The organism is Alcanivorax sp. UBA3183 (assembly GCF_002364155.1).
GTDB classification, from domain to species: Bacteria; Pseudomonadota; Gammaproteobacteria; order Pseudomonadales; family Alcanivoracaceae; genus Alcanivorax; species Alcanivorax jadensis.
The window spans coordinates 60390-70873 of sequence record NZ_DEXN01000039.1; the positions used below are offsets into that span (position 1 = coordinate 60390).

The window sequence follows — 10484 nt, forward strand, 5'->3', positions numbered from 1 at the left end:
TGCATCAGGGACCCGGCGATGCCGGGTCTGGCTCTGGCTTACTTTTGGCTCTTCGCTTCCATCAGTTCGATGAAATGATCGAACAGCGGCGCGCAATCTCGCGGGCCCGGGCTGGCTTCCGGGTGACCCTGGAAGCTGAACGCCGGCACATCGGTGCGATGAATGCCCTGCAAAGTGCCATCGAAGAGGGACACATGGGTGACCTTAAGAGTCTCCGGCAGGGAGTCCATATCCACGGCAAAACCATGGTTCTGACTGGTAATCATCACCGTGTCGTCGGCCAGGGTTTTCACCGGGTGGTTGGCACCGTGGTGGCCGGTGCCCATCTTCATGGTTTTCGCCCCGCTGGCCAGCGCCAGCAACTGATGGCCCAGGCAGATACCGAACACCGGCTTGCCGGTGGCAACGATCTCCTTGATGGCCTCGATGGCGTAGTCACAGGGCTCCGGGTCACCCGGGCCGTTGGACAGGAAGATGCCATCGGGATTTATGGCCAGCACGTCAGCGGCCGGGGTTTGCGCCGGCACCACCGTGAGCTTGCAGCCACGCTCGACCAGCATGCGCAGAATGTTGCGCTTGACGCCGTAATCGTAGGCCACCACATGGAAGCGGCTGTCGACGCCCTCAGTGTGACCCTTCTCCAGATCCCAGGTGGACTCGGTCCAGCTATAGGCTTCACTGACGGTGACTTCCTTCGCCAGATCCATGCCCTTCAGACCCGGGAAGCCCTTGGCCGCTTCCAGTGCCTTGGCCTCATCCAGGTTATCGCCGGCAATGATGCAGCCGTTCTGGGCACCCTTGTCGCGCAGGATGCGGGTCAGGCGGCGGGTATCGATCTCCGCAATGGCCACGATATTGTTATCGCGCAGGTAGTCCGGCAGGGACTGCTGGCTACGCCAGTTGCTGACCGTCATGGCCAGATCGCGAATCACCAGGCCGGACGCCCAGATCTGGGCGGACTCTTCGTCCTCGGGCGTCACACCGGTGTTACCGATATGCGGATAGGTCAGGGTCACAATCTGTTTGGCGTAGGAGGGATCCGTCAGGATCTCCTGGTAGCCGGTCATAGCAGTGTTGAACACCACTTCACCCACGGTCTGACCCGTGGCACCGATAGCAACACCCCGAAAGATGCTTCCGTCTTCAAGAGCGAGAATGGCGGGAACCGTCAACGCAACCTCCAGGCTGGTAAGAATATAGGGAGATATGCGGCAGGGCACATTCGCAAAAAAGCGAGATGGATTGCTCCACCTCGCTTTTTCATGAAATTCGTCATCAGTGCCCCGCACGCCCATCACGGGCTGCGCGCTATTTTAGGGCCTCAGCGGGCAAATGTCACCCTTTGCTCGGTGCAACCGACCGCTGGCAGCCCGCCGGCTTTTTCAGGCCTTGCCCCAGCCGGCGCTTTCACCCGCCAGGCCAAGCACATCCTGCATGTCGAACAATCCCTTATCGTGGGTTGCCAGCCAGGCCGCAGCCCTTACCGCCCCGCGGCCAAAGGCCATACGGCTGGAAGCCTTGTGGGTGATTTCCACCCGCTCGCCGTCTGCGGCGAACATGACGGTGTGATCGCCGACAATATCCCCGGCACGAATGGTCTCGAAACCGATGGTCTGGCGATCGCGCTCACCGGTACGGCCCTCACGCCCATAGACGGCGCATTCGTTCAGGTCGCGCCCCAGGGTCTGCGCCACCACCTCCCCCATACGCAGGGCGGTGCCGGAGGGTGCATCGATCTTGTGACGGTGATGGGCCTCAATCACCTCGATATCGGCCTCTTCCGCCATCACCCGAGCGGCGGTTTCCAGCAGCTTGAAGCACAGATTCACGCCGATGGAGTAGTTGGGCGCAAAACAGATCGCGATGTCTTCACTGGCGGTGCGCAGGGCGGCCTTCTGGTCGTCATCCAGCCCGGTGGTACCGATCACCAGCTTGGTACCCGCAGCACGGCACACTTCCACATTGCGGGCAGTGGCCTCCGGCACGGTGAAATCGATAAACACATCGGCATCGTTGACCACCTTGCCCAGGTCATCCGCCAGCATCACACCACTGGCACCCTGCCCCACCAGCTCACCGGCATCGGCACCGATCAGGCTGGAACCGGGCACGTCCACCGCCGCTGCCAGAGTGGTATCCGGGTTGGCCAGAGTGGCCTCGATCAGAATCCGGCCCATGCGACCGGCCGCACCGATAATGCCTACTTTCATGCTACTTCCTTGGAAATGGCACCGTGGCAGGCGCCCTTTGAGCCCCACCACAGCAAAACGATTGAAGGCCGCTAGTCTACCAGAAAGGGCGGCCGGGTCACCGCGTAGAGATTGATGTTCTCCTTGCGCATGAACTTGCGCCGCTTGCGGTCAAACCGCTTGAAGCTCATGCCACTGTCACGCCAGGCCTGCACTTCCTGCAGCCGCTTGCGGGCATAGGCCCGATCCAGCCACTCCATGGCAAAGCGCGCCGGCATGTCGGCCGCCGCCTGCAATTGCGCCAGCGCCTGCTCCGCCGATGCCTCCTGATAGGTATAAAGCAGACTGTTGGCATACTCATAGCGAACAATCGCCAGATCCGGCACCGCCACCAGCGATGTCTCAAAAGGTTGCGTGGCATCCTCACTGTCTGCCGCCAGGGTCAGCCTGCCCGCCGCCTTGCCCACCCGGCGCAGCACATTGGCCTCAAAGGCCGCGCTCAGTGACAGCGCTAACGGATGCTCCGGCTCCACCGCCAGAATCTCGGTGGCCGCATTAATCACCATGGCCGCATAGTTGCGTTGCAGGGTGGCCGGCACCGACTCATCCTCCGCCAAGCGCGCCACCGCATAGCCAAAGCCGAGACGCAGCATGCAGTAATCCGCCGTCAGGCCCTTCTCGCTCGGCAGAATTGCCACCTGCTCACCAAACCAGGCCATCTCGTTAATGGCCTCCTGCAGCAGCTGCTGCTTTTGAGTGTGGCTCGGCGCCAGATAAGTGGCATAAATAATCTGCGCTACCAGCCCCGGCACCCGGGCATAGCCGCCATAGCGCTTGCCAAGCTCACGGGCATGGCGGAAGTCCCCACGGAAAAAGGCCTGCCACACCTCCAGCACATTACGGCTGTGCTGCTCCCAATTCTCATCCTGGTAATGCAGATCACGATAAAGGGAAGGGAAACGCTGATAGCGCGCCTCCAGATAGTCCGGCGACGGAAACGGTATCCGCAGGCCCCGCATAAAGTCGGGCCAGGACTGGCGAATGTCATCATAGGTGTAGGTATAGGAAGACGCCTCAAACGGCGCCGGCACCCAGGGCGTGTCCAGCACCTGCGCATCCAGCTCCAACGGCGCCTTCTGGGCAAAGGTGGCACGTGCCCGCTCGTGAGCCTGATCCACAGGCCCCGCATATAAAGAAAGGGGAAGACAACACAACATACCCCCCAGCATCCCTGCCAGTCGCCGCGTGGTCATGATTACCTCTGTTATTGTTGTTTTTATGCACAATATCGCAGGCGATGTTAAAGCGGCAACGCCAGTGGCCAAATTTCAGACTATCGGCTGATAAACACAAAAAAGCCCGGGCAATATGCACCGGGCTTCTTTGGATGACGCTGGGCTCAGAGGTTATTTAGCGTCGAAGAAACGCTTCACCCCTTCAAACCAGCTGCTCTTGCGCGGGTTGTGACGATTGCCACCGCTTTCCAGGGACTCCTGGAATTTACGCAGCAAGTCTTTCTGTTCACCGGACAGTTTCACCGGCGTTTCGATCACCACCTTGCAGAGCAGATCACCCGGACCGCCACCGCGTACCGGGGTTACCCCCTTGCCGCGCAAGCGGAACAGTTTGCCGCTCTGGGTTTCCGCGGGCACTTTCAGTTTCACCTTGCCATTCAGGGTCGGCACATCGAGCTCGCCGCCCAGGCTGGCATCGACAAAACTGATCGGCACTTCGCAGAACAGGTTGGCGCCATCACGCTGGAAGATGTCGTGCTCGCGCACCGCCACCTGCACATACAGGTCGCCGGCGGGGGCGCCATGCATACCCGCTTCGCCTTCGCCGGCCAGGCGGATGCGGTCACCGGTATCCACACCCGGCGGGATTTTCACCGACAGGGTCTTGGTGTTTTGCACCCGGCCCTGACCACCACAACTGGTGCAGGGATTCTTGATGACACGTCCTTCGCCCTTACAGGTAGGACAGGCCTGCTGCACGGTGAAGAAACCTTGCTGCATGCGCACCTGGCCCATGCCGCCACAGGTGTTACAGGCCACCGGCTGAGAGCCTTCCTTGGCACCACTGCCATGGCAGACTTCACAGCTATCCCAGGTGGGCACGCGGATTTTCTCGTCGCAGCCACGCACGGCCTGCTCAAGAGACAGCTCCAGGGTATAACGCAGGTCGGCACCGCGGGCCGGGCCACGGCGACCACCACCGCCGCCACCAAAGATATCGCCGAAAATATCGCCGAAGATGTCACCAAAACCGCCACCGCCGAAGCCACCGGCTCCGCCGCCGCCCGCCTGACCATCTACGCCGGCATGGCCGAACTGGTCGTAGGCAGCACGCTTCTGCTCATCGGAGAGCACTTCGTAGGCTTCCTTGGCTTCCTTGAACTTGGCCAAGGCTTCCTGGTCATCCGGATTGCGATCCGGATGGTATTTCATGGCAAGGCGCCGATAGGCCTTTTTCAGATCCTGCTGGCTGGCATCTTTTGATGCTCCCAGCACTTCGTAATAATCACGCTTGGACATAGTGGGCCTTTTTGAATCAGTCCCGTCACACAAAAACGCCGGCAAGGCGCCGGCAATAAAGAAGTTGCGCGGATCTCCCGGCTACCGCGCCTTAGCGCGGCACCGGGATGTCCGACGATTTACTTCTTCTTGTCGTCGTCCACTTCTTCAAACTCGGCGTCGACTACGTCATCACCGGACGCTTTCTGCTGCTCGGCACCCGCGCCGGCATCAGCCGCGCCTTCAGCCTGTTGCGCCTGTTCGGCGTAGAGCTTCTCGGCCAACGGCGCAGACACTTCAGACAGCGCCTTGATCTTGGCGTCGATGTCGTCCTTGTCGCTGCCCTTGGCGGCTTCTTCCAGCTCGTCAGCGGCCTTGGTGATGGCTTCCTTCTCTTCGTCGGTGGCCTTGTCACCGGCTTCTTCCAGAGTCTTCTTGGTGGCGTGCACCAAGTGATCCGCCTGGTTGCGGGTCTGCACCAGCTCTTCGAACTTCTTGTCTTCGTCCGCGTGAGCTTCGGCGTCCTGCACCATCTGTTCCACTTCCTCGTCGGACAGACCGGAGGAGGCTTTAATCTGGATGGTCTGCTCTTTGCCGGTGGCCTTGTCTTTCGCGCCCACGTGCAGAATACCGTTGGCGTCGATGTCGAAGGTCACTTCGATCTGCGGCATACCGCGCGGGGCCGGTGGAATGTCTTCCAGGTTGAACTGGCCCAGCGACTTGTTCTGAGCCGCCTGCTTACGCTCACCCTGCAGTACATGCACGGTCACTGCGGTCTGGTTGTCATCCGCCGTGGAGAACACCTGCGACGCGTTGGTCGGAATCGTGGTGTTTTTCTCGATCAGCGGCGTCATCACGCCACCCATGGTTTCAATACCCAGGGTTAGCGGGGTCACGTCCAGCAGCAGTACGTCGGTGACATCACCGCTCAGTACCGCACCCTGAATGGCAGCGCCCATGGCAACCGCTTCATCCGGGTTCACGTCCTTGCGCGGCTCTTTGCCGAAGAACTCAGTGACTTTCTTCTGCACCATCGGCATACGGGTCTGACCACCCACCAGAATCACATCAGTGATATCGGCGGTTTTTACGCCCGCATCAGTCAGTGCAGTCTTGCACGGCTCCAGGGAGCGGCTAACCAGATCACCCACCAGGGATTCCAGCTTGGCACGGGTCACTTTCACCACCAGGTGCTTGGGGCCGGTGCTGTCTGCAGTGATGTACGGCAGGTTCACTTCGGTCTGCTCGACGGAGGACAGCTCGATCTTGGCTTTCTCGGCCGCTTCTTTCAGACGCTGCATGGCCAGCGGATCGCCGCCCAGGTCGATGCCGGAATCTGCCTTGAACTGATCTGCCAGGAAGTTGATCAGCGCCAGGTCGAAATCTTCACCACCCAGGAAGGTGTCACCGTTGGTGGCCAACACTTCAAACTGGTGCTCACCATCCACTTCGGCAATCTCGATGATGGAGATGTCGAAGGTACCGCCACCCAGGTCGTAAACCGCGATAGTGCGGTCGCCGCCTTTCTTGTCCAGGCCATAGGCCAGGGCGGCCGCGGTGGGCTCGTTGATAATGCGCTTCACGTCCAGACCGGCGATGCGACCGGCATCCTTGGTGGCCTGACGCTGGGAATCGTTGAAGTACGCGGGCACGGTGATCACGGCCTCGGTAACGGCCTCACCCAGGTAATCTTCCGCGGTCTTCTTCATTTTCTTCAGCACCTGCGCAGAGATCTGCGGCGGCGCCATTTTCTCGCCCTTCACTTCCACCCAGGCGTCGCCATTGTCGGCCTTGGTGATCTTGTAGGGGACCATCTTGATGTCTTTCTGAACGACGCTGTCGTCAAAACGACGGCCGATCAGGCGCTTCACCGCGTACAGGGTGTTTTCCGGGTTGGTCACCGCCTGACGCTTGGCAGACTGACCGACCAGGGTTTCCTTGTCGTCGGTGTAGGCGATGATGGACGGCGTAGTACGCGCGCCTTCAGCGTTTTCAATAACCTTGGCTTTATCACCTTCCAGCACGGCCACACAGCTGTTGGTCGTACCCAGGTCGATACCGATAATCTTACCCATATCTCTCGTTCTCCTTCACACCAGCCGGGCCCCTTTCGGCGACCCAGGCAGTTGAATTGTTAATTCGTCTGGCATCTATATGGCGCTGCTGCGCGCCGTTTCAAGGGGCCAGTACCGCTTTTTACTCAGCCGCCTTGCTGACGATGACGCGGGCCGGGCGGATCAGGCGACCATTGAGCTGGTAGCCCTTCTCCAACACGTCGATCACGGTGTTGGGCTCCACATTGGGCACCGGCACCATGGTCATGGCCTCGTGCAATTCCGGGTTGAACGGCTCGTCAGACGGGCTGATCTGCTCCAGGTTGTACTTGGCAAACGCATCGAGCAGCGACTTGAGGGTCAGCTCGATACCTTCACGGGCACCTTGCAGGGCGTCGTCGTTAGCATCCAGAGCGGCCAGGCCGCGCTCCAGGTTGTCCGCCACGCTCAGCAGATCGCCAGCAAACTTCTCCAGGGCGAACTTGCGGGCGTGCTGCACGTCGCGCTCGGCGCGCTTGCGCACATTCTGGATTTCCGCCTGAGCGCGGATATCCGCTTCACTCAGGGCTTTCTTGACCTTGGCCAGCTCGACTTCTGCCTCAGCCAGCTTTTCTTCCGTAGAAGGCTCTTGTGCCGCTGAGGGCTCTTCTGGCGCGGCATCAGCCTGGGCCGCCTCAGCCTCCTTTGCCGCCTGCTGCTCTTCGGCAGTCTCTACCTGCGGCTCGGCGTTTTTAGGGTCTTTTTCCTGATCACTCATTCTCTACTCCACATCCCAATCCGGGCTTTTCCAGGAAAGCGGGCAAATATATGGGAGCGGATGGCGAGGATTCAAGGGGGGAGAGGGGCAATGGACAATTGATAATGGAAATTGATAGCGCGCGGGATGATCTGGTGCCATAGGCATCCTGGAAGCCGCGCCCATGGCCCTCTCGAGCCCTTTACCCCCTGAAATCAATAAAGCCGGGGCCGCGCCGTTATCAATTATCCATTATCAACTATCAATTCGGTTTATAGCTGGGTTAGGGCCGCCGAGAGGATTTTGGCGGTGATATCCACGGTAGGGATGACCTTTTCGTAGTCCATACGAGTGGGACCGACCACGGCGAGGACGCCCACCGGGCCATTGTCTGCCCGGTAGGGGGCCGAGATCAGCGAGTAGTCCTCGAACGGCTGAAAGCCGGACTCCCGGCCAATAAAGATCTGTACCCCGTCCGCCTTCATGGAGCGCTCCAGCAGGTGCAGAATGTCGCGCTTGTGACTGAAGGCATCGAACAGATTGCGCAACTGACCGATATTGTCGGCTTCTGCGGACTTCAGCAGGTTGGACTCGCCGGACACCACATAGTCCGAATCCTCCTGCTCCGTGCGCAATGCCTTGCCGGCCACGGCAACCGCCGTCTGCATCAGCACATCCATCTGTGCTCGATCCGCATTCATGGTGTTAAGCAGCCCGTCGCAGATGCTGTTCAGATCACAGCCCGCATAGGTGTGATTGATGTAGTTGGCCGCCTGACGCAGCTCCACCTCATCGTAATCCCGGTCGGTATGAATGATGCGGTTCTGCACCTCGGAGCGGTTGACCACCAGTACCACCAGCACTCGCTTGCCCGATAACGGCAAGAATTCCACCTGCCTCAGAGTCGTCACCTCCCGGCGCGGCACCGCCACCAGCCCGGCCATGCGGGTCAGCTCCGCCAGGGTTCGCGATGCCTGGGCAATCAGCTCCTGGGGCGACTGCTCCGGCGCCAGCAACTGGCCCAGTTCCTTTTTCAGGGAGCGGTTGCCCGGGCGCTCCATGACACTGGACGCCAGCAGGGAGTCCACATACAGCCGGTAACCCAGCTCCGTGGGCACCCGCCCGGCGGAAGTATGGGGGCTGGTCAGTACACCGAGATCTTCCAGCTCCGCCATGATATTGCGGATGGTGGCCGGACTGACGGTGAGCCCACTGCCGGAAGCCAGGGTCTTGGACCCCACCGGTTGACCATCGCGGATATGGCGCTCTACCAGCGCCATCAGCAATCGTTGTTTGCGTTCGTTCAGATCCAGCTTCGTCATAGCGGTATATGTACCAGAAAACCAGTGGGACATTATATACCTGAATCCGTGACTTCAGCGTGGATGCATGGCGTAAGAATTTGTTGTCACAGGGAATTTTCTGAACAAGCGTCGTATCAGGGAATACGATCGACTGAAGAAAATGTTCTGTGACGGCAAAGGCTTGCGTCAGGCGCCGCGATGAAGCCACGGATTCAGGTACATAGCCTTCTCGTTCGGAGTTTATCGGGGGCTTACACTGGCGCCCGGAATCCCCTAAGATTAGAAACACTGCCCAAAAGAACAGTTATCGTAACAAGGACGTCACCATGACCGACAGCAACAACCCCTACCAGAGCCCCGCCGCCGACGTGCAGAATCGCCCGACCCCGGACAACCCGGAGCTTGCCAGCCGCTGGTACCGCTTTTTCGGCGCCCTGATCGACGGCCTGGTCCAGCTCGCCATTATCGGCCCTATCGTGTTCTTTTCCGGCACCTGGGCGGACATGATGGCCAACAATGGCGCACTCGACCTGACCGCCACCCTGGTCTGGTTCATTGTCGGTGAAGTGATATTCCTGGCCCTGCAGGGCTGGCTGCTGTTCAACCGCCAGCAGACCATCGGCAAGTGGCTGCTGGGCATGAAAATCATCGGCATGGAGCAGCTGGACGTACCCCCCGGCAAACTCTACGGCCTGCGCTATCTACTGTTCCATGTGCTGGCACAGGTGCCCGGCATCAACCTGGTCATGCTGGTCGATCCGCTGCTGATTTTCCGCAGTGATCGCCGCTGCCTGCACGATCTGCTGGCTGGCACCCAGGTGATACAGGTCCCTGCCACCCGCTAATCGTCACACTGACTCGCCCGTTTCGGAGAGATACCATGCTGACCCATCTGAGCGTTCGTCACTTTGCCACCGTGGACCAGTTGGAACTGGAGCCGGAAAACGGCCTCACCGCGATCAGCGGGGAAACCGGGGCGGGCAAGTCCGTGATCATCGATGCCCTGGGCCTGACCCTGGGCGACCGGGCCGACTCCAGCATTGTCCGCCACGGCCACGACCGGGCGGAAGTGCTCGCCACCTTTGATGTCAGCGACAACCCGGCCGCCCGCCAGTGGCTGGCCGATCGGGAGCTGGATGATGATGACCAGTGCCTGCTGCGCCGCACCGTGCGTGCCGATGGTCGCTCCCGGGCCTATGTAAACGGCACCCCCACCCCGCTGGCGGAAGTGCGAGAGCTGGGTGAGCGACTGATCAGCATCCACAGCCAGCACGAACACCAGGCTCTGATGAAGAAAGAAGCCCATCGGCAGCTGCTCGACAACTTTGCCGACGCCCGCGATCTGGCCAACACCGTGCGCGAACACTGGCGCCACTGGCAAAAGGCCCGCCGCGCCCACGACGACGCCCTGAATCAGGCCCGCGAGCAAAACGAAAAAGAAGAGCTGCTGCGTTTCCAGCTGGAAGAGCTGGACGCCCTGGCCCTGCAGGACGGCGAACTGGAACAGCTGGAGCAGGAACAGCAGCGTCTGGGCAACGCGGAAAGCCTGATTCGCACCTGCCAGCAGTCTCTCAACGCCCTTTATGAAGGCGATGACGGCACCTGCAACGATCATCTCAGCCAGGTCAGCCACTGGCTGGACGAGGCTCGCAACCAGGATGAAGGGCTGGCCACCATCGCCGACACCG

The 10484-nt window shown here is 60.3% G+C and carries 9 protein-coding genes; 2 read left to right on the plus strand and 7 right to left on the minus strand.

The window, feature by feature from the left end:
- Positions 1 to 38: 38 nt before the first annotated feature.
- The 7 genes from carA to hrcA all read right to left on the minus strand — a co-directional run bounded on the left by carA (position 39) and on the right by hrcA (position 8814).
- Positions 39 to 1172: a glutamine-hydrolyzing carbamoyl-phosphate synthase small subunit gene (carA, locus tag B3Q33_RS12205; RefSeq protein WP_272974758.1), complete on the minus strand. Its 1134-nt coding sequence runs from the start codon at positions 1170 to 1172 to the stop codon at positions 39 to 41.
- 210 nt (positions 1173 to 1382) lie between these two features.
- A complete protein-coding gene (gene dapB, locus B3Q33_RS12210) occupies positions 1383 to 2210 on the minus strand; it encodes a 4-hydroxy-tetrahydrodipicolinate reductase (RefSeq protein ID WP_272974757.1) in 828 nt (275 codons plus the stop codon).
- A gap of 71 nt (positions 2211 to 2281) precedes the next feature.
- Entirely contained in the window at positions 2282 to 3442 is a 1161-nt protein-coding gene (locus tag B3Q33_RS12215) for a hypothetical protein (RefSeq protein WP_272974756.1), read from the minus strand.
- Positions 3443 to 3595: 153 nt separating this feature from the next.
- Positions 3596 to 4723, minus strand: coding sequence for a molecular chaperone DnaJ (gene dnaJ / locus B3Q33_RS12220; protein ID WP_272974755.1), 1128 nt, complete (start codon positions 4721 to 4723; stop codon positions 3596 to 3598).
- Between the two features lie 119 nt (positions 4724 to 4842).
- Positions 4843 to 6777 carry a molecular chaperone DnaK gene (gene dnaK, locus B3Q33_RS12225; RefSeq protein ID WP_272974754.1) on the minus strand — a complete coding sequence of 645 codons (1935 nt, stop codon included), beginning with the start codon at positions 6775 to 6777 and terminating at the stop codon, positions 4843 to 4845.
- Between the two features lie 121 nt (positions 6778 to 6898).
- Complete coding sequence (grpE, locus tag B3Q33_RS12230; protein WP_272963385.1) at positions 6899 to 7513, minus strand: nucleotide exchange factor GrpE; 615 nt, start codon at positions 7511 to 7513, stop codon at positions 6899 to 6901.
- 251 nt (positions 7514 to 7764) lie between these two features.
- Positions 7765 to 8814, minus strand: a complete 1050-nt coding sequence (hrcA, locus tag B3Q33_RS12235) for a heat-inducible transcriptional repressor HrcA (RefSeq protein ID WP_272963386.1) — start codon at positions 8812 to 8814, stop codon at positions 7765 to 7767.
- 308 nt (positions 8815 to 9122) lie between these two features.
- On the opposite strand from hrcA, the gene B3Q33_RS12240 reads away from it, so the two are divergent.
- A complete protein-coding gene (locus B3Q33_RS12240) occupies positions 9123 to 9641 on the plus strand; it encodes an RDD family protein (RefSeq protein WP_272963387.1) in 519 nt (172 codons plus the stop codon).
- Positions 9642 to 9676: 35 nt separating this feature from the next.
- The coding region (locus B3Q33_RS12245; RefSeq protein WP_286827750.1) for an AAA family ATPase at positions 9677 to 10484 on the plus strand (808 nt) is incomplete at its 3' end.

Excerpts from the sequence above, each read along its gene's own strand:
- dnaK (WP_272974754.1), bottom strand. The coding sequence starts at position 6,777 with ATGGGTAAGATTATCGGTATCGACCTGGGTACGACCAACAGCTGTGTG.
- hrcA (WP_272963386.1), bottom strand. The coding sequence starts at position 8,814 with ATGACGAAGCTGGATCTGAACGAACGCAAACAACGATTGCTGATGGCG.
- grpE (WP_272963385.1), bottom strand. The coding sequence starts at position 7,513 with ATGAGTGATCAGGAAAAAGACCCTAAAAACGCCGAGCCGCAGGTAGAG.
- dapB (WP_272974757.1), bottom strand. The coding sequence starts at position 2,210 with ATGAAAGTAGGCATTATCGGTGCGGCCGGTCGCATGGGCCGGATTCTG.
- dnaJ (WP_272974755.1), bottom strand. The coding sequence starts at position 4,723 with ATGTCCAAGCGTGATTATTACGAAGTGCTGGGAGCATCAAAAGATGCC.
- B3Q33_RS12215 (WP_272974756.1), bottom strand. The coding sequence starts at position 3,442 with ATGACCACGCGGCGACTGGCAGGGATGCTGGGGGGTATGTTGTGTTGT.
- B3Q33_RS12240 (WP_272963387.1), top strand. The coding sequence starts at position 9,123 with ATGACCGACAGCAACAACCCCTACCAGAGCCCCGCCGCCGACGTGCAG.